Source organism: Bradyrhizobium cosmicum (assembly GCF_007290395.2).
GTDB classification, from domain to species: domain Bacteria; phylum Pseudomonadota; class Alphaproteobacteria; order Rhizobiales; family Xanthobacteraceae; genus Bradyrhizobium; species Bradyrhizobium cosmicum.
This window is the reverse complement of the sequence record NZ_CP041656.2, coordinates 698,955-716,430: the sequence shown is the minus strand read 5'-3', so window position 1 is coordinate 716,430 and position 17,476 is coordinate 698,955. Positions and strand designations below refer to the sequence as shown.

Here is a 17,476-nt window from a genome sequence, read left to right as displayed (position 1 = left end):
GTATACTGTCAATCAACAAAACAGCCGGGAGCCGCGCCATGGAAGCCGTGACCAAGACGCCGGAACGCGAAGCCTTCTACAAGAAGATCGACGGCGAGAATCTCACCGCGCTGTGGACGGTGATGAGCGACCTGATCACACCGGAGCCGAAGAGCGCGTGCCGGCCTCACTTGTGGAAATTCGACGTCATCCGCGACTACATGACGGAAGCCGGCAAGCTGATCACGGCGAAGGAAGCCGAGCGGCGCGTGCTGGTGCTGGAGAACCCCGGCCTGCGCGGACAATCCAGGATCACGACCTCGCTCTATGCCGGCGTGCAGATGGTGGTGCCCGGCGACGTCGCGCCCGCGCACCGCCACAGCCAGTCGGCGCTGCGCTTCGTGCTCGAGGGCAAGGGCGCCCACACGGCGGTGGACGGCGAGCGCACCGCGATGGAGCCCGGCGATTTCATCATCACTCCATCGATGACCTGGCACGATCATTCCAACGAAACCGACCAGCCGATGTTCTGGCTCGACGGCCTCGACATCCCGCTGGTGCAGTTCTTCGATTGCTCCTTCGCCGAAGGATCGAAGGAAGACCAGCAGCGGATCACCAAGCCCGCCGGCGACAGCTTTGCGCGCTACGGCCATAATCTGCTGCCGGTCGATGTGAAGCGGAGCTCGAAGACCTCACCGATCTTCAGCTATCCCTATGCCCACACCCGCGAGGCGCTGGAGAAGGCTCGCGCGAGCCAGGAATGGGATGCCTGCCACGGGCTGAAGCTGAAATTCAGCAATCCCGAGACCGGCGATTTCGCAATGCCGACCATCGGCACCTTCATTCAACTGCTGCCGAAGGGTTTCAAGACCGCACGCTACCGTTCGACCGATGCGACGGTGTTCTGTCCGATCGAGGGGCGCGGTCGCAGCCGCATTGGCGACGCCGTCTTCGAATGGGGCCCGCGCGATTTGTTCGTGGTGCCGAGCTGGCAGTGGGTCACGCACGAGGCCGAGGACGATGCTGTGCTGTTCAGCTTCTCGGATCGCCCGGTGCAGCAGAAGCTGGATCTGTTTCGCGAGGATCGGGGGAATGCGTGAGGGCTCGCTGCTCGCCACATCGTCATTGCGAGCGCAGCGAAGCAATCCAGAGTCTTTCCGCGGAGGGATTCTGGATTGCTTCGCTGCGCTCGCAATGACGAAATAGGCCTCACCGCCAGTGCAGCAGCTTGACCTCCAGCCAGCCGATCACCTTCCCCACCGCCAGCCCGAACACCGACAAGATCACCACGCCCGCGAGCAGTTGATCGGTCTGCATCAGGTTGCCGGCCTGGAGCACAAACGCGCCGATGCCGTATTGCGCGCCGATCATCTCGGCGCTGACGACGAGCAGCAGCGCGACCGAGGCGGTGATGCGGAAGCCGGCGAGGATCGCGGGTAGCGCGCCGGGCCAGATCACCTTGCGCACGATGGTGGCGAAGGGAACGTTGAAGCTCTGCGCCATGCGGATGAGGTTCCGCGGCACGGCGTCGACGCCGCTGTAGACCGAGATCGCGGTCGAGAAGAACACGCCGAGCGCAATGGTCGCGATCTTCGGCTCTTCGCCGATGCCGAGCCAGAGGATCAGGAGCGGCAGCAGCGCGATCTTCGGGATCGGAAACAGCGCCGAGATGAAAGTGATGCCGACGCCGCGCGCGAGCCGCGACAGGCCGATGGCGAAGCCGACCGCAATGCCCGCCGCGGTGCCTAGCACCCAGCCGACGCCGATGCGCAGCAACGAGGCGGACAGATGCTGCCAGAGCGCACCCGAGATCGCGAGCTGGTAGATCGCGCGCGCAATGGCCAGGGGCGCCGGCAGGAACAGCGGATTGACGAGACCGGCACTGCCGGCCGCCTGCCAGAGCGCGATTACGAGCGCGAGCGCGATCCAGCCGCCGAAGCGGCTCGACGCCGGCACGAAGCCGGCGCCGCGGAAGCGAACGCGCCGAGTCGTGTCGTCCTTTGCGGGCGCGCCCGCGCGCTCAAGCATCCAGAACCTCGCGTTCAGCGTCGATCGCCTCGTTGCGGATCAGCGACCAGATCTGGTCCTGCAGCGCGAGCAGCTTTTCCCGCGCCACCGTCTCGCCGCGCTCTGCGCGGGTCATCGGCACCATCACGACCTCGCGAATCCGGCCCGGCCGGCGCGACAGCACCACGATGCGGTCGGCCAGCCGCGCGGCCTCTTCGAGATTGTGCGTGACATAGACCGCGCCCATGTCGCCATCGGCGAGCAGACGGACGAAATCCTCCATCAGCAGCTCGCGGGTCTGCGAGTCCAGCGCCGACAGCGGTTCGTCCATCAGCAGGATCGCGGGCCGTACCGCCAGCGCCCGCGAAATGCCGACACGCTGGCGCATGCCGCCGGACAGCTGTTTTGGATAGGTCTTGCGGAAATCGGTGAGGCCCGTGCGACGCAGGGCGTCCTCGACCTGCGAACGCCGCTGCGCGGCCGAGAGCCGGGCGTGCAGCAGCGGGAATTCGACGTTCTCCTCGACGCTCGCCCAGGGCAGCAGCGCAAAATCCTGGAACACGAAGGTCAGCGGATTGAGGCTGTCCGCCGGCGGCGTCCCGCGCAGCTCGGGCGCGCCGGAGGTCGGCTGCAGCAATCCGCCGAGGATCGACAGCAGTGTGCTCTTGCCGCAGCCCGACGGACCCACGATCGCCACCACCTCGCCGGCGCCGACGGTGAAGGAAACGTCGTCGAGCACGGCGAGGTCGCCGAAGCGATGGGAGATGTGGCTGGCGATCAGGTCCATGAGCAAGACTCAGTTCCCGCCCCGTCACCCTGAGGTGCCGGAGCGTAGCGGAGGCCTCGAAGGGCGGCGGCCCCGCTGCATCCGGGCCGTGCATCCTTCGAGGCTCGCTTCGCTCGCACCTCAGGATGACGGAGAGAGGTAATCGCCTGCAGCATCAATCCGCCTTCACAAAGTCCCTGGCGATGATCGCATTTGCGTCAAAACCCTTGTCCGCGAATCCCTGCTCCTGGAGCCATTTGATCTGGTTGTCGACGTTCTTCACGTCCAGCTTGCCGTCGGGATCGATATAGGCGCAGTTGCCGACCACCTGCTCGACCGGAAGGTTGGTGTACTTTGCGATGATCTCCAGCAGCGGCTTGGTCTGCTCGTTGATCGGCGCGACACCGTCCTTCATCGCGGCGAGGATCACGTCGTGATATTCGCGGTCGGCTCTTGCGAGCGCGCCGAGAAGCTTCGTCGCCAGCACCTTGTTGGTCAGCGTCTTCGGCGCGGCGAACACCGCGCCCAATTGCCAGGGCGTCTCGTCCCCGACCCACCCCAAGAATTTCGCGCCGCCTTCGTCCATCAACTTGCGCGCGGTGGAGACGGGGAGCAGCGCCGCGTCGACGGTCTCGCCCTTCAGCGCAGCGGCCGCGTTCGACAGCGATTGCAGCGGGATGATCTTCACCTCGGCGAGCTTGAAGCCATACTTGTCGGCGAGCAGGCCAAGCGAATAATGAAAGGAGGAGCCGACCTGCGTGACCGCAATGCGCTTGCCCGCGAGATCCTTCGGCGTCTTCAGCCCGGCCGCGTAGGCATTGTTGCTGGCGAAATAGCCGATCAGGGGATAGCCTGCCTTCTCGCGGCTCATGCCGCCGATCACCTTCAGCACGCCCTTGCCGGCGAGATTGTAGAGACCGGCGGTGAAAGCAGTGACGCCGAAATCGATGTCGCCCGAAGTGACGGCGACGGCGATCGGCTGGGCCGCATCGAAAAACTTCAGGTCGACGTCGAGGCCGGCCTCGCGGAAATAGCCCTTGTCCTGCGCGATGAAGACCGGCGCGGAAGACGACAGGCGGAGCACGCCAACCCTCGCCTTCAGCGCGTCCTCGGCCCGGGCCGTGCCCACCGCCATGATCGCCAACAGGCTCGCCAATGCGAGCCGCGCAATCCCGATCATCCCGTTTCCTCCAGTGGTTCTCTTGTCGGCCCGTCAGAGCCCTGCGGGCACGGGCTGATCCCGCCCGATGAAGGCGCCCTGTTGTTTCAACGTTTCCTGCAACTTTTCAACCGGGATTTCGCGTGGAATCCGGTTTCCGGCGAGCGCGATCGCGGCGGCGGAACCGGCCGCCTCGCCCATCACGAAACAGGCACCGGACACCCGCGCCGCCGACTGGCCCTCATGGGTCATCGAGGCGCAGCGGCCGGCGACGAGGAGATTGTCGACGCCTTCGGGCACCAGCATCCGATAAGGCAGCTCATTATAGCCGCGCGATTCCGGGATCGGCGGGAAGGTGAACACGACATCGCCGGGAACATGGGCCTCGATCGGCCAGCCGTTGACGCCGATGGAGTCCTCGAACGAGGCACAGCCGAGCACGTCCTCGCCGCTGAGCTGGTAGCCGCCCTTGATGCGACGGGTTTCGCGAATGCCGAGCTGCGGCGGCAGGTCGACGATGTAGGATTTTTCAAAGCCCGGCACGGTGCGCAGGAATTCGAACGCGGCCAGCGCCTGCTTGCGGCCCTCGATCTCGCCGCGGGTGAGATCGTCAGGCTCGATGCCGTTGATGGCGTGGCCATCCTCGCGCGCGACTTGGGTAAAATTCACCCGCCATTCGATGCCGGATTTCTGCGGCCGCACGATGGCGCTCTTGCGCGGGAATGTGTGGGTGCCGGCGGCGAGCGCCTTTTCCATCAATTGCGGGATGGTCCGCCAGGCCTCCCCGGCCCTCACGGGATCGATGCCGTTGAGGCGCAGCATCATCGAGGGATACATCGGGTGACCGTGTTCATCGCCGAGCTCGAACGGTGCACCGGCCCAGACGGCGAGATCGCCGTCGCCGGAGCAATCGATGAAGATCTCCGCGCGCACCGCCTGCCGGCCGGCCTTGGTCTCGACCAGCAGCGCATCGATGCGGCTGTTATCGCCCATCACGACGCCGGCACCGAGCGCGTGGAAGAGGATGTGAACCTTGTGGCTCGCCAGCAGCTCGTCGGCCGCGATCTTGTAGGCCGCGGTGTCATAGGCCTGCGCGAAGACCTTGCCGAGGATCAGGTGCGGCGCATTGAGGCCGTTGAGGCGATCGATCCGCGCCAGCAGATCGGACGCCATGCCCTGCACCAGCCGATGCGCCTGACCATAGACATTGCCATGCAGGCCGCAGAAATTTGTGACGCCGGCAGCGGTGCCCATGCCGCCGAGAAAGCCGTAACGCTCGATCAGCAGAGTCTTGCGCCCGGCCCGCGCGGCCGAGGCCGCAGCGATGATGCCGGCCGGGCCGCCGCCGAGCACGACGACTTCATATTCGCCATAGAGTGGAATCTGGCGAGCGGGTTCCTCGATTGTCATGGCTCGCATGGGACGTTCCCTCTGTGGCTGTTCGTCGGGAGGATGAGGCGCGAAAAAGCACAAGCAGCAGATACGGCAGGACGATGGTGCCGTCTATCGCAGCATCGACAACATATGCCGCAGCTTCTGACGTTCAGCCCTTTGCGCTGCCCCAGTTCGCCGCCCGCTTCTCCGCGAACGACGCCAGGCCCTCAGCCGCCTCCGCGCTCTGGCGCTTGACCGAATGCAGGTGCACGAGCCGCTTGTAAGCCGCATCGTCCACCGCCATCCCGCCGAACGAGCTCTCCAGCGCGAGCCGCTTGGTCTCGGCCATCGCCTCGGGTCCGTTGGCGAGCAGCTGCTCGACCACCCTGGCACCGGCGGCCTCCAGATCGGCGAGCGGCACCACGTCATGGACGAGGCCGATGCGGCGCGCGTCCTCGGCACCGAAGCGTTCGCCCGTGAGCGCATAGCGACGGACTTGCCTGGTACCAATGGCATCGCAGAGCTGCGGGATGATGATCGCGGCCGTCAGGCCCCAGCGTACCTCGGTAATGGAGAACACGGCATTGTCGGCCGCGATCACGACGTCGCAGGCCGCGATCACGCCGGTGCCGCCGCCGAAACAGCCGCCCTGCACCAGCGCGACGGTTGGGATCGGCAGCGTGTTGAGCCGCTGCACCGCCTCGAAGGTCGCCCGCGAGGCCGCCTCGTTGACCTCGATCGATTGCGGCCGCACGCCGTTGATCCATTTGAGGTCGGCGCCGGCCTGGAAATGCTTGCCGTTGCCCCGGAGCACGACGACCCGCAGGCCCGGTTTCCGGCCGAGATCGTCTATGGCCGCGAGCACGCCGGCGATCAGCCCGCCATCATAGGCGTTGTTGACCTCCGGCCGGTTCAATGTGACGGTCGCGACGCCGCGCGCGTCGAGGCTCCACAGGACGGGGCTGGCAGTCATCGGCGATCCTCCGGTCGTTTGTTTAGCCCGCACTATGGGCGAGGCCGCGCGCCCTGATCCATATCTTTGTGGCGTAGCGCGGCCGCGCCCATCGCATGGCAGCTTGTGTCATGCTGGCGCCTGGCGGCACTATGGGATCAGGGACGGGACATATCCATGCGCATCTGCATTTTCGGCGCGGGCGCCGTCGGCAGCCACATCGCGGTTCGGCTGGCACGCGCCGGCCATGACGTCTCGTGCGTGATGCGCGGGGCGCATCTGGAGGCGGCCCGTGCCAACGGCCTCAAGCTGCGCGTCGGCGATTCCGAGGTCACCGCCAAGGTGAATGCCTCCGGCGATCCAGCCCAGCTCGGGCCGCAGGACGTGGTGATCAGCACGTTGAAGGCGACGGCGCTTCCGGGGCTGGTTTCCAGCATCAAGCCGCTGCTGCAGGACGACACCGCGATCGTGTTCGCGCAGAACGGCATTCCCTGGTGGTACGGGATCGGCCTGCCGCCGCGGCACCCGACTCCGCCCGACATTTCCTTCCTCGACCCGGGTGGGCGCCTGCGGGCTTGCATTCCGAAGGAGCGGATCATCGGCGGCGTCGTCTTCTCCTCCAACGAGGTGGTCGCGCCCGGCGTGGTGCAGAACCTGACGCCGGACCGCAACCGGTTCCTGATCGGCGAATGCGACGACCGCAATTGCGAGCGCATCACCAGGCTCCGCGGCGTCTTCAACGACGCGCGACTGGAATCGCCGCCGGTGGCCGAGATCCGCGAGGCGATCTGGTCGAAACTGCTGATCAACATGTCGCTCTCGGTGCTGTGCCTGCTGACCGGCCAGACTGCGCGCGGGGTACGCGACGACCCGGCCTTCGCCGAGGTCATTCCGCGCATGCTGAACGAGGCCAACGACATCGCCCAGCATTTCATCCCCGAGGTCAAGCGCGTGACGCGCAGCGGCCCCGCCCCCAACCACAAGCCGTCGCTGCTGCAGGATTACGAGCTCGGCCGCGCCATGGAGATCGACGTGCTGGTGAAGGCGCCCGCCGCCTTCGCCCGCACTGCAGGCCTGTCGACGCCGACGCTCGACTTGATCGCCGCGCTGGCGATCCAGAAGGCGCGCGACAAGGGGCTTTATTCCGCGTGAAACTCAGCCGAGCTGGTCGATCCAGGCGGTAAGCGCGTCGAGCACCTCTGTGAGCGCATTCTCGTTCGTACGCCCCGACTTCTTGAGCACCGCGAAGGAATGATCGCCACCTTCGACCTCATGCAGCATCGCCTTCGCTCCGAGCGCCGCGATCACAGGCTTGAGGAGGCCGAGATCAGCAAGTCCGTCGCGCGTGCCTTGCAGGAACAGCATGGGGATCTCGACATCGGCGAGATGTTCGGCGCGCTCGGTCGACGGCTTCTTGGCCGCATGCAGGGGAAAGCCGAGGAAGGCGAGCCCTTTGACGCCAGAAAATGGCGCCTTGGACTGCGCCTGCGAGGTCATGCGCCCGCCGAAGGACTTTCCCCCGGCCACGAGCGTCACGCCCGGGCACAGCCGCGCCGCCGCTTGCACCGCTGCGCGGATAGTGGCGTGCGCGACCGCCGGCTGGTCGGGACGGCCCTGCTTCTTCTCCATGTAGGGGAAATTGAAGCGGAGCGTCGCGATGCCGCGGCTCGCAAGGCCCTCGGCGACCTTCTCCATGAAGGAATGCCTCATATCGGCGCCCGCACCATGCGCCAGCACGTAGCAGGCGCGCGCATGGTCCGGCCGCGTCAGGAGCGCCGAAACCGTACCGACGCGTTCGATGTCGAGCTTGAGTTCGCGCGTCTCGACCAAGACCAGATGTTCCCGATGAATTCCCTCGATGATACCTGCGCGACCACGATCTGAAAACAGCAGACCTCGCGCTTGACCCTGATGTGTGCGGACCCGCACGAACGAAGGTCTTAGCTGACCCGCCGTTCCCGACCATCCCAGAACGGCCTGCGCAGCTCGCGCTTCAGCACCTTGCCGGCGCCCGACAGCGGCAGCGGCGTCTCGGTGATCTCGATGCTGCGGGGACATTTGTAGCCGGCAATCAACGTCTTCGTGAACTCGATCAGCTCACCGGGCGAAACCTCCACGCCGCTGCGCTTGACCACGACGGCATGGACCTGCTCTCCCCATTGCTCATTGGGAACTCCGATGACCGCACATTGCAGCACCGACGGGTGCTGCGCCAGCGCGTTCTCGACCTCGATCGAGTACACATTCTCGCCGCCCGAGATGATCATGTCCTTGACGCGATCGACGACATAGATGAACCCGTCCTCGTCCATGTAGCCGCCATCGCCCGTGTGCATCCAGCCGTCAATGACGGCCCGCGCGGTCTCCTCGGGCCGCTCCCAATAGCCCATCATCACGGTATCGCCGCGCACCACGATCTCGCCGACGGACCCTGCCGGCACGGGCCGGTCGTTCTCGTCGACGATCCGTACCTCGCAGCCGAGCGTGGCACGGCCAGCACCGCGATGACGGCCCTTTCTGCGCCCCTCCCCGACATGCTCATCGGCGTGCAGCAACGTCGCGATTGGCGACAATTCGGTCATGCCGTAAGCCTGGGTGAAACGTACATGCGGCAATGCGCGCGCGGCACGGTCGAGCACCGCCTCGCTGATGGGCGAGGCCCCATAGATGATGTGCTTGAGCGACGACAGGTCGTAGTTTCCAATCGCGGGGTGATCGACAAGCATCTGGATCATCGTGGGGACCAGCAGCACGTCGGTGACGCGCTCGTTCTGCATCGCAGCCATCACGCCCTCGGGAGTGAAGCCCTGAACGATCACGTTTGAGCCGCCGGAGAGCAGCAGCGAATACATCGCGGCCCCGTTCGCGAGATGAAACATCGGTGCCGCATGCAGATAAGTCGTGCTCGCCGGGAAAAGGCCTTCTCCGAGAGCGTTGAGGGCATTGGCCATCAGGTTCTGGTGACTGAGCATCACGCCCTTCGAACGTCCGGTGGTGCCGCCGGTGTAGAAGATGCCGGCGAGATCTTCGCCCTCGCGCATGGCATCGGCAACCGGAGCGCTGGCCGCGACCAGATCCTCATGGCTCTCCATTCCGGCCGGCCCCTCGCCGTCGTCGGCATAGATCAGCTTCAGCCCCGGAATGGCGCCAGCGAGCTGCGCGCCAACCTGCGCAAAGGCCTTGTCGACCAGCAGAACGGAGGCACGGCAATCGCGCAGCGCGTCCTCGTTTTCAAGGGCGCTCCAGCGAATGTTGAGCGGCACGATCACGCCGCCTGCCCAACCTATCGCCAGATAAAGCTCGAGATAGCGATCCGAGTTAAAGGACAGCACGGCGACGCGATCACCGTCCTTGATGCCGCGGGTGCGCAGGCCGCCGGCCAGCCTTGCAACGCGCTCGCCAAGCTCCCCCCAACTGCGGCGCCGCTGGCCATAGACGGTGGCGGGCCCGTTCGGGTTAATCTGCAACGCGCGCCGTAGCCCATGTGTGACGTTCATCCCGTTCCTCCTCCTGTGCGTTTCGTCCCTGTTGTTTTGCGTCCTGAGTTACGCCCTTGCGGCGCCCTCGGCGTCTTCTTTGCTATTTTCTGCCGGCTTTCGGTCGCCAGGCCTTCGGTCAGGCGAACCGTGAACTCGTCGGCGATTTCGCTCGGCGACAGCCCGCCGTCACGGCGATACCAGTGGCCGATCCAGTTGAGCGAGCCCGCGATCGCGAATGCCGCAAGCTTGGGATCGCAAGGCCTGATCGAACCGTCGGCAATGCCCGCGGCGATGTATCGCCGGAACGTGGCGTCGATCCGCTTCTTGGCGGCGCGGGCGACACCGGCGTTCCGCTCGGCCAGATCACGGAGGTCGAATCGCACCAGGCTCGCGCCGAAATCGGTTGCCATCAGCGCGGCATAGGCGTGCACCAGCTTGCGCAGCCTGGCGAGGCCCGAACCACCGCCGGCGGCAATCTCCGTGATCACACTGTCCACGAGCTCGGCGCCCATCGACCAGCACTCGAACAGGATTTCGTCCTTGCCCCGGAAGTAATTGTACAGCGCGGGCTTGGTGATGTTCAGCCGATCAGCGACCTCGTTCAGGGTCACGCGATGATAGCCCTGCTCCAGGAAGAGCTGCACGGCGGCGCGCAGCACCGCCTCGCGCTTCTCGTCGCGGGCGCGGCGCCTGCTCTCGAACGGCAGCCAAGGGGAAGGCGGCGCCGAGGGCGGCGGAATGGACGGCGCTGAAGCCATGCTCGATCGGTTGACTCTGGTAGGCATCGGACGATATGTTACCCATGGGTAATAAAAAGTCCAATGGGTAATTTATTGGGAGGACGCGATGTCTGACGTCATCGTCGCAGGGGTCGGCATGATCCCCTTCACCAAGCCGGGCGCCAGCGCGCCCTATCACGAGATGGGGACGGAGGCGACCAGGCTCGCGCTCGCCGACGCCGGCCTCGGCTACGAGACGGTTCAGCAGGCCTATGTCGGATATGTCTACGGCGATTCCACCTGCGGGCAGCGGGCGCTCTACCATGTCGGGATGACCGGCATCCCCATCGTCAACGTCAACAACAATTGCTCGACAGGCTCGACCGCGCTGTTCATGGCGCGGCAGATGATCGCGAGCGGCGCGCTGGATTGCGTGCTGGCGGTCGGCTTCGAGCAGATGAAGCCCGGCGCGCTCGGCAGCGTCTATACCGATCGTCCGAGCGCATTCGAGGAATTCGACGCGGCTGCGGACCGGCTGATTGATGCCCCCGGTATTCCGCTGGCGCTACGCTATTTCGGCGGCGCCGGCCTCAGCCACATGAAGAAATACGGCACCCCACTGGACGCCTTCGCCAAGGTGCGCGCCAAGGCGAGCCGCCACGCCCGGAACAATCCGCTGGCACTCTTTCGCAAGGAGGTCACGGCGGACGACGTGATGAACGATCAGGTGATCTGGCCGGGCGTGATGACGCGCCTGATGGCGTGCCCGCCGACCTGCGGCGGTGCCGCCGCCGTGCTGGTGTCCGAACGGTTTGCGGACAAGCATGGCATCGGCAAAGAGGTACGCATCGCGGCGCAGGCCATGACTACCGACACGCCGTCGACCTTCCAGGCCGGCGACATGATGCAGCTCGTCGGCTACGACATGGCAAAGGAGGCGGCAAGCCGGGTTTACGAGAGCGCCGGCGTCGGGCCTGACGATCTCGATGTCGTCGAGTTGCACGACTGCTTTGCCCACAACGAGCTCATCACCTACGAGGCGCTCGGCCTCTGCGGCGAGGGCGAGGCCGGCAAGTTCATCAATGACGGCGACAACACCTATGGTGGCCGGATCGTGACAAACCCGTCCGGCGGATTGCTGTCGAAGGGGCATCCGCTCGGCGCCACCGGACTTGCGCAGTGTTACGAGCTGACGCGGCAGTTGCGCGGCACGGCTGGTCCGACGCAGGTCGAGGGGGCAAAGGTCGCGCTCCAGCACAATCTCGGCCTCGGCGGCGCCTGTGTCGTTACGCTCTACAAGCGGCACTGACATCCATGGTCGATCAGTCAGCCGTAGGGCGCTGCTTCACGCCCGTCACCGCTCGCGTGGAGCCGGGTCGCCTTCGCTACTTCCTCAATACGCTGGATGAAAGGAACCCGGTCTACCGCAACGCAGATGCTGCGCGGGCGGCGGGTTTCACCGGCACGCCGGTGCCGCCGACCTATTTGTTCTGCCTCGAGATGACGGACGTCGACGACCCCTTCGAGATGTTCACCGCGCTCGGCATCGACCTCGCCCGCGTGCTGCATGGCGAGCAGAGCTTCGTCTATCACGCGCCGGTTCTGGTCGGCGACACCCTGACGTTCCAGCCGAGCGTGACCAGCGTGATGGAGAAGAAGGGCGGCGCGATGACGCTGATTGGCATCCGATGCGAGGTGACCAATCAGGACGGCGTGCATGTCGCCGATACCGCGCGCACCATCGTCGTGCGCAACGAGGTGGCGTCATGACGGCATCCGGAGACATCAGGGCCGGCGACCGTCTCGTCCACAAGGTCTTTCCACCGATCACCCGCCACACGCTCGCGCTCTACTGCGGTGCATCGGGCGACCATAATCCGATCCACGTCGATATCGACTTTGCCAAGGCCGCCGGATTTCCGGATGTGTTCGCGCACGGCATGCTGGTGATGGCCTATCTCGGGCAGGCGCTCACGGATGTGGTGCCACCGTCGAGGCTCCGCAGTTTTTCGACCCGGTTCGTCGCCATCACCCAGCTTGGCGCCAAGCTGACCTGCGAAGGCACCGTGACCGAACTCTTCGCCGTAGACGGCGAGCGGCGCGCAAGGCTCGCACTCACCACCAGGGACGATCGCGGCGAGGTCAAGCTCGAAGGCAACGCCATCGTCGCGCTGTAACAGCAAGAGGACACATGCAAATGGCAAAGCTGCAAGGAAAGGTCGCGCTCGTCACCGGCTCGGGCCGCGGCATCGGGCGCGCGATCGCACTGAAGCTGGCGCGCGAAGGCGCCAAGGTCGTCGTCAACGATCTCGATGCCGAGCCTGGTAACGCCGTGGTGGCGGAGATCAAGGCGCTCGGCGGCGACGCCGCCGCCGTGAACGGCAGCGTCTCGGAATCAGGTTTCGCCGACCGCTTCGTCGGGGCTGCGCTGGACAAGTTCGGCGGGCTCGACATCATCGTCAACAATGCCGGCTACACCTGGGATTCGACAATCCAGAAGATGACGGACGAGCAGTTCCAGGCCATGCTGGACGTCCATCTCGTCGCTCCGTTCCGGCTCCTGCGCGCGGCCGCCGAGCCGATCCGGGTCTTCGCCCGGAAGGAAGCCGAGGAAGGCCGCGAGGTATTCCGCAAGGTCGTGAACATCTCCTCGATCGCCGGCCTGTACGGCAATGCGGGTCAGGCCAGCTATTCCTCGGCCAAGGCCTCGCTCATCGGGCTGACGCGCACCATGTGCAAGGAGTGGGGCCGCTACAAGGTCAACGTCAATTGTGTCGCTTTCGGCCTTATCAAAACCCGCCTGACACAACCGATCGAGGCACAGCAGAAAACCATCGACGTCGCCGGCCGCGACATCAAGGTGGGCGTGCAGCCGCACATGCTGGAGGCGATGTCGCGCATGATCCCGCTCGGCCGCGGCGGCACGCCGGAAGAGGCGGCCGATGCCGTCTATCTGTTCTGCAGCCCGGAATCCAATTATATCAGCGGCCAGGTGGTCGTCGCCGGTGGCGGCCTGATTGTCTGAGAGCGAGGCACTGATGCATTACCGATCGTCGTGGATGACCGAAGAGCTGGATACGTTCCGCGACCAGTTCCGGAAGTATCTTGCCAAGGACCTGGCCCCGCATGCCGAGAAATGGCGCGCGCAGAAGATGGTCGACCGCTTTGCCTGGCGCGGGCTCGGCGAGATGGGCGCGCTGCTCGCCAGCGTACCGGAGGAATATGGCGGCCTGGGCGCCACCTTCGCCTATGACGCCGCCGTGCTGGAGGACCTCGAAAGCACGGTGCCGGAACTGACGACCGGCGTCTCCGTGCACAGCGCCATCGTCGCGCACTACATCCTCAACTACGGCTCGGAGGAGCAGAAGAAGCGGTGGCTGCCGAAGATGGCCTCCGGCGAGATGGTCGGCGCCATCGCCATGACCGAACCCGGCACCGGCTCGGACCTCCAGGCCGTCAAGACCACCGCGAAGAAGCAGGGCAATTCCTACGTCATCAACGGCCAGAAGACGTTCATCACCAACGGCCAGGCCGCCGATCTCATCGTGGTCGTCGCCCGCACCGGCGATGTCGGCGCCAAGGGCATTTCCCTGATCGTCGTCGAGACCGCGGGCGCGGACGGTTACAAGCGCGGGCGTAACCTCGACAAGATCGGCCTGCACGCCTCCGACACGTCGGAGCTGTTCTTCGACAACGTCACGGTGCCGCCGGAAAACCTGCTCGGCAATGAGGAAGGCAAGGGCTTCGTCCAGTTGATGCAGCAATTGCCGCAGGAGCGCCTCGCGCTCGCGGTCGGCGCTGTCGCCGCGATGGAGCGCGCGGTCAGGCTCACCACCGAGTACACCAAGGAGCGAAAGGCGTTCGGCAAGCCGCTGATGGACTTCCAGAACACCGCCTTCACGCTCGCCGAGCGCAAGACCGAAGCGATGATCGCGCGCGTCTTCGTCGACTGGTGCATCGAGCGCCTGATCGCCGGGGATCTCGACACCGTCACGGCGTCGATGGCGAAATACTGGTGCTCGGACAAGCAGGTCCAGACCGCCGACGAATGCCTCCAGCTGTTCGGCGGCTACGGCTACATGCAGGAATACCCGATCTCGCGCATCTTCATCGATTCCCGCATCCAGAAGATCTACGGCGGCACCAACGAGATCATGAAGCTGCTGATCGCGAGGTCGCTGTAGGGCGGAGCTAGCGCGCGCGCCAATCACGCGGCCGGCAGCCGAAACGCTGTTTGAAGCGCCGCGTGAAATGGGAGAGGTCGGAAAAGCCCCAGTCGAAGGCAATGGCGCCGATCGCGCGATCAGCCATGGCGGAATCCTTGAGATCCCCGGCCGCGCCATCTAGGCGACGATCGATGACGTAATCGGTGAAGCTGACGCCCGATCGCGCCAGCAGCTTGTGGACGTAGCGCTCGCTGATGCCGATCGCGTCGGCGACGTCGACAACGGCAAGGCCGGGTTCGCGGAGCTTGCGATGGATGGCCCGTTTCAGCGCGAGCGTCGTGACGTCGGCAAGGCTCCCAGCCTCGGCAGTCCCCGACCGGCTGCGCCGCGACAGGCTGACGGCAACCAGTTCGATCAGCGCGTGGAACAGCCTTGCGCCTTCGTCCTCGGTCATGCGCAGCGCGCCATCGCTGAGCGTGCGCGCCGTCTCCACGATGAGATGACCGACGAAGGGATCATCGGAGACGCGAGAAGCGCTGACGTCGAACGAAACCGGCAGGCGTTCGCGCAGGACCTCCGCCGGCACCCAGAACGAGGCGACCCGCAATTGCGGACCATGGTCGTGCAGGAGGGCGAACTGCCGGTCGCTGTCGAAGATGCCGACCTGTCCGGATGACAGGCTGATCTCGCGGCCATCCTGCTGGATGCGGCAGCGGCCCGCGAGTTTCAAATTGAGATAGAAGCAACTGCGGTCGGACGCGGCGATGTCGGCCGCGGAGCGACGCACCACATGCGCGGGAAAGCTGACGCGATTGAGCGCGGCACCGCCCAAGCGGATGTTTTCGACACTGGCCGGGAAGCCGGCGGCCGCCATCGGCTCCGGCGTCAGGTTCATGAAAGCCTGGCAGATCGCCTCGCGATAATAGGCGAATTGCTCGTTCGGCCGGAGGCCCGCGGTATTCCAGGCCGATTGGCGTGACGGAGTGGCGCGCTCGATCTGCTGCATCGGTTCACTCCGAGACCAATCCGGTTCACTCCCAGCCAAGCGAAAAACGGCCCGCCAGTTCACACTCCGCACAACAAGAATTGTCCGCAGCGCCTTGCGGGCGCCGCAAAAGACCCAATTCGTTCCGATCTAACCACATCCGGCGGAGGAGCCACAACATGTCGACCTACGTTCTCGTCCACGGCGCCTGGCACACCGGTGCCGAGCTTGAGCCTGTCGCGGCTCCCATCCGCGCCGCCGGCCACCAGGTCTACCTGCCGACGATCAAGGGCAACCGCCCTGGTGACGCCAAGACGACGGGGCTGAAGGAAGCAATCCAGTCGATCGCCGATTACCTCGCCGAAAACGATCTGACGGACGTCATTCTGCTCGGCCATTCCTATGGCGGCATGATCATCACCGGCGTTGCCGACCTCGCGCCCGCGCGCATCCGCCGGCTGGTCTACTGGAACGCCTTCGTGCCCAACAACGGCGAGTGCCTCAACGACATGGTGCCGCCGCACTATATAGGGCTGTTCGACGCGATCGCGGCCGAGCGCGGCGACGGCTCGGTGGTGCTGCCATTCCCGGTCTGGCGCGAGGCCTTCATCAACGACGCCGACATCGAGACCGCGCAGCGCGCCTACGACGTGCTCAATCCGCATCCGCTGGCGACCTTCACCGACAGGATCGCGCTCAAGGCCAATCCGGCCGAAATGCCGCTGGCAAAATCCTACATCAACTGCACCGAAGACACTGCGATGCCGCACAGCTACGGCTGGCATCCGCGGCTATCGGAGAAGCTCGGCCTGTTCCGGCTGGTGCAGGTGCCCGGAAGCCACGAACTTTGCTTCTCCGACCCGGCACGGCTTGCCAGGGCGATCATGGAGGCGGGGCGCGACTGAGCGGCGCGACCAGTCGCGCGGTCGCCGCTCACCTCATCCGCTTGTCGGCCACGACGAAGTCGATGAAGGTCCTCACCTTGGCGGACAAATACTTGCGGCTGGGATAGACCGCGAACAGGCGCCCTTCGAAAGCGACATCATCAGGCAGAATGTGCAACAGCCGACCGGCAGCGATGTCATCTGCAACCAGCCATTTCGGCAGGAAGGCGAAACCCATGCCTTCCAGCGCCGCCATGTGCAGCAGCGTTTCGTTGCCACTGCGCAGCACCGGATTGAGCTTGACGGTTTCGACGCCATGCTCGCCCGGATACGAAAAGCTCTCGCCCGGATAAAGCGCGTAGTGCAACAGCGCCCGCCCTGCGAGGTCGGCCGGCTTTGTCGGGCGGCCGGCGCGATCGAGATAGGGGGGTGCGGCGACCAGGTGGAACGCAACCTTGGTAATGGGACGCGCAATCAGCGACTCGTCGGGTGCGCCCGTCGCGCGCAAGGCGAGATCGAATCCCTCCTCGACCAGATTGACCAGCCGGCCGCTAAGATCGACGTCGAGACACACCTCGGGATGGCGGGCCTGGTAGTCCGCCAGCACGCCCGCGAACATCGTGTTCGCCATCCACACCGGCGCAGTCAGCCGCAGCCGGCCGCGCGCCACGACGGTCGCCTTGCTGACAGCGGCTTCGACCTCGTCGAGCGAATCCAGCATCTGGCGCGCCTGCTCGAAATAGAGCGTGCCGCTCTCGCTCAGGCTGACGCGCCGGCTGGTCCGGTTAAGCAGCCGCGTCCCCAGCCGCTTCTCGAGCTGCATGACGTGCTTGCTCGCCATGGCGGGCGAAATGCGCAGGCGCTCCGCCGCGGCCGAAAAGCTCTTCAGCTCCGCGATCAGGCAAAACACCCTCATGCTCACCAGGGAGTCCATGGAATCATCAACATTCAGGAAATGAATCGATCTTGAAATACACAATGATCAAAGACGGAGAAACTATCAAAT

The 17,476-nt window shown here is 65.3% G+C and carries 18 protein-coding genes; 8 read left to right on the top strand and 10 right to left on the bottom strand.

Going from position 1 to position 17,476, the window contains the following annotated elements:
* Positions 1–38 precede the first annotated feature (38 nt).
* Entirely contained in the window at positions 39–1,079 is a 1,041-nt protein-coding gene (gtdA, locus tag FNV92_RS03350; protein WP_143842247.1) for a gentisate 1,2-dioxygenase, read from the top strand.
* 109 nt (positions 1,080–1,188) lie between these two features.
* Here gtdA and FNV92_RS03345 read toward each other — a convergent pair whose 3' ends face one another.
* The 5 genes from FNV92_RS03345 to FNV92_RS03325 all read right to left on the bottom strand — a co-directional run bounded on the left by FNV92_RS03345 (position 1,189) and on the right by FNV92_RS03325 (position 6,258).
* Positions 1,189–2,007: an ABC transporter permease gene (locus FNV92_RS03345; RefSeq protein WP_014439331.1), complete on the bottom strand. Its 819-nt coding sequence runs from the start codon at positions 2,005–2,007 to the stop codon at positions 1,189–1,191.
* Positions 2,000–2,773, bottom strand: coding sequence for an ABC transporter ATP-binding protein (locus FNV92_RS03340; protein WP_143842249.1), 774 nt, complete (start codon positions 2,771–2,773; stop codon positions 2,000–2,002). Before FNV92_RS03340 ends, FNV92_RS03345 begins: the two co-directional genes overlap by 8 nt.
* Before the next feature lie 154 nt (positions 2,774–2,927).
* Positions 2,928–3,932, bottom strand: coding sequence for an ABC transporter substrate-binding protein (locus tag FNV92_RS03335; RefSeq protein ID WP_143842251.1), 1,005 nt, complete (start codon positions 3,930–3,932; stop codon positions 2,928–2,930).
* A gap of 33 nt (positions 3,933–3,965) precedes the next feature.
* A complete protein-coding gene (locus FNV92_RS03330) occupies positions 3,966–5,330 on the bottom strand; it encodes an FAD-dependent oxidoreductase (protein ID WP_143842253.1) in 1,365 nt (454 codons plus the stop codon).
* A 124-nt stretch (positions 5,331–5,454) separates the two neighbouring features.
* Positions 5,455–6,258: an enoyl-CoA hydratase-related protein gene (locus FNV92_RS03325; protein ID WP_143842255.1), complete on the bottom strand. Its 804-nt coding sequence runs from the start codon at positions 6,256–6,258 to the stop codon at positions 5,455–5,457.
* Between the two features lie 156 nt (positions 6,259–6,414).
* Here FNV92_RS03325 and FNV92_RS03320 point away from each other — a divergent pair, with 156 nt between their 5' ends.
* The gene (locus tag FNV92_RS03320) at positions 6,415–7,389 is read left to right on the top strand and encodes a ketopantoate reductase family protein (protein ID WP_143842256.1); all 975 of its coding nucleotides are present in this window, start codon (positions 6,415–6,417) and stop codon (positions 7,387–7,389) included.
* A 3-nt stretch (positions 7,390–7,392) separates the two neighbouring features.
* Here the strand turns inward: FNV92_RS03320 and FNV92_RS03315 are convergent, their stop codons facing one another.
* The 3 genes from FNV92_RS03315 to FNV92_RS03305 form a co-directional block, all read right to left on the bottom strand.
* Complete coding sequence (locus FNV92_RS03315) at positions 7,393–8,067, bottom strand: alpha/beta hydrolase family protein (RefSeq protein WP_186355506.1); 675 nt, start codon at positions 8,065–8,067, stop codon at positions 7,393–7,395.
* Between the two features lie 110 nt (positions 8,068–8,177).
* A complete protein-coding gene (locus FNV92_RS03310) occupies positions 8,178–9,734 on the bottom strand; it encodes an acyl-CoA synthetase (protein WP_143842258.1) in 1,557 nt (518 codons plus the stop codon).
* Positions 9,731–10,474 carry a TetR/AcrR family transcriptional regulator gene (locus FNV92_RS03305; protein ID WP_143842261.1) on the bottom strand — a complete coding sequence of 248 codons (744 nt, stop codon included), beginning with the start codon at positions 10,472–10,474 and terminating at the stop codon, positions 9,731–9,733. Before FNV92_RS03305 ends, FNV92_RS03310 begins: the two co-directional genes overlap by 4 nt.
* Before the next feature lie 88 nt (positions 10,475–10,562).
* Here FNV92_RS03305 and FNV92_RS03300 point away from each other — a divergent pair, with 88 nt between their 5' ends.
* Genes FNV92_RS03300 through FNV92_RS03280 form a run of 5 tightly spaced genes read left to right on the top strand, consistent with a single transcriptional unit; the run spans position 10,563 to position 14,619 of the window.
* Positions 10,563–11,744 (top strand): lipid-transfer protein, encoded by a 1,182-nt coding sequence (locus FNV92_RS03300; protein WP_143842263.1) that lies wholly within the window; start codon positions 10,563–10,565, stop codon positions 11,742–11,744.
* Positions 11,745–11,749: 5 nt separating this feature from the next.
* A complete protein-coding gene (locus FNV92_RS03295; protein ID WP_143842264.1) occupies positions 11,750–12,205 on the top strand; it encodes a MaoC family dehydratase N-terminal domain-containing protein in 456 nt (151 codons plus the stop codon).
* A complete protein-coding gene (locus tag FNV92_RS03290; protein ID WP_143842266.1) occupies positions 12,202–12,612 on the top strand; it encodes a MaoC family dehydratase in 411 nt (136 codons plus the stop codon). The genes FNV92_RS03295 and FNV92_RS03290 overlap by 4 nt, the downstream gene beginning before the upstream one ends.
* Positions 12,613–12,632: 20 nt before the next feature.
* A complete protein-coding gene (locus tag FNV92_RS03285) occupies positions 12,633–13,460 on the top strand; it encodes an SDR family NAD(P)-dependent oxidoreductase (RefSeq protein WP_143842268.1) in 828 nt (275 codons plus the stop codon).
* Positions 13,461–13,473: 13 nt separating this feature from the next.
* A complete protein-coding gene (locus FNV92_RS03280) occupies positions 13,474–14,619 on the top strand; it encodes an acyl-CoA dehydrogenase family protein (RefSeq protein WP_143842270.1) in 1,146 nt (381 codons plus the stop codon).
* A 7-nt stretch (positions 14,620–14,626) separates the two neighbouring features.
* On the opposite strand, the gene FNV92_RS03275 is transcribed toward FNV92_RS03280, so the two are convergent.
* Entirely contained in the window at positions 14,627–15,607 is a 981-nt protein-coding gene (locus FNV92_RS03275; RefSeq protein ID WP_143842271.1) for a helix-turn-helix domain-containing protein, read from the bottom strand.
* Positions 15,608–15,765: 158 nt separating this feature from the next.
* Between FNV92_RS03275 and FNV92_RS03270 the strand changes: the two genes are divergently transcribed.
* A complete protein-coding gene (locus FNV92_RS03270) occupies positions 15,766–16,491 on the top strand; it encodes an alpha/beta hydrolase (protein WP_143842273.1) in 726 nt (241 codons plus the stop codon).
* Between the two features lie 28 nt (positions 16,492–16,519).
* Here FNV92_RS03270 and FNV92_RS03265 read toward each other — a convergent pair whose 3' ends face one another.
* Entirely contained in the window at positions 16,520–17,404 is an 885-nt protein-coding gene (locus FNV92_RS03265; RefSeq protein ID WP_014439312.1) for a LysR family transcriptional regulator, read from the bottom strand.
* Positions 17,405–17,476 lie beyond the last annotated feature (72 nt).

Excerpts from the sequence above, each read along its gene's own strand:
- FNV92_RS03285 (WP_143842268.1), top strand. The coding sequence starts at position 12,633 with ATGGCAAAGCTGCAAGGAAAGGTCGCGCTCGTCACCGGCTCGGGCCGC.
- FNV92_RS03295 (WP_143842264.1), top strand. The coding sequence starts at position 11,750 with ATGGTCGATCAGTCAGCCGTAGGGCGCTGCTTCACGCCCGTCACCGCT.
- FNV92_RS03340 (WP_143842249.1), bottom strand. The coding sequence starts at position 2,773 with ATGGACCTGATCGCCAGCCACATCTCCCATCGCTTCGGCGACCTCGCC.
- gtdA (WP_143842247.1), top strand. The coding sequence starts at position 39 with ATGGAAGCCGTGACCAAGACGCCGGAACGCGAAGCCTTCTACAAGAAG.
- FNV92_RS03300 (WP_143842263.1), top strand. The coding sequence starts at position 10,563 with ATGTCTGACGTCATCGTCGCAGGGGTCGGCATGATCCCCTTCACCAAG.
- FNV92_RS03290 (WP_143842266.1), top strand. The coding sequence starts at position 12,202 with ATGACGGCATCCGGAGACATCAGGGCCGGCGACCGTCTCGTCCACAAG.
- FNV92_RS03325 (WP_143842255.1), bottom strand. The coding sequence starts at position 6,258 with ATGACTGCCAGCCCCGTCCTGTGGAGCCTCGACGCGCGCGGCGTCGCG.
- FNV92_RS03305 (WP_143842261.1), bottom strand. The coding sequence starts at position 10,474 with ATGGCTTCAGCGCCGTCCATTCCGCCGCCCTCGGCGCCGCCTTCCCCT.
- FNV92_RS03265 (WP_014439312.1), bottom strand. The coding sequence starts at position 17,404 with ATGGACTCCCTGGTGAGCATGAGGGTGTTTTGCCTGATCGCGGAGCTG.
- FNV92_RS03330 (WP_143842253.1), bottom strand. The coding sequence starts at position 5,330 with ATGCGAGCCATGACAATCGAGGAACCCGCTCGCCAGATTCCACTCTAT.
- FNV92_RS03320 (WP_143842256.1), top strand. The coding sequence starts at position 6,415 with ATGCGCATCTGCATTTTCGGCGCGGGCGCCGTCGGCAGCCACATCGCG.
- FNV92_RS03335 (WP_143842251.1), bottom strand. The coding sequence starts at position 3,932 with ATGATCGGGATTGCGCGGCTCGCATTGGCGAGCCTGTTGGCGATCATG.
- FNV92_RS03280 (WP_143842270.1), top strand. The coding sequence starts at position 13,474 with ATGCATTACCGATCGTCGTGGATGACCGAAGAGCTGGATACGTTCCGC.
- FNV92_RS03270 (WP_143842273.1), top strand. The coding sequence starts at position 15,766 with ATGTCGACCTACGTTCTCGTCCACGGCGCCTGGCACACCGGTGCCGAG.
- FNV92_RS03310 (WP_143842258.1), bottom strand. The coding sequence starts at position 9,734 with ATGAACGTCACACATGGGCTACGGCGCGCGTTGCAGATTAACCCGAAC.
- FNV92_RS03345 (WP_014439331.1), bottom strand. The coding sequence starts at position 2,007 with ATGCTTGAGCGCGCGGGCGCGCCCGCAAAGGACGACACGACTCGGCGC.
- FNV92_RS03275 (WP_143842271.1), bottom strand. The coding sequence starts at position 15,607 with ATGCAGCAGATCGAGCGCGCCACTCCGTCACGCCAATCGGCCTGGAAT.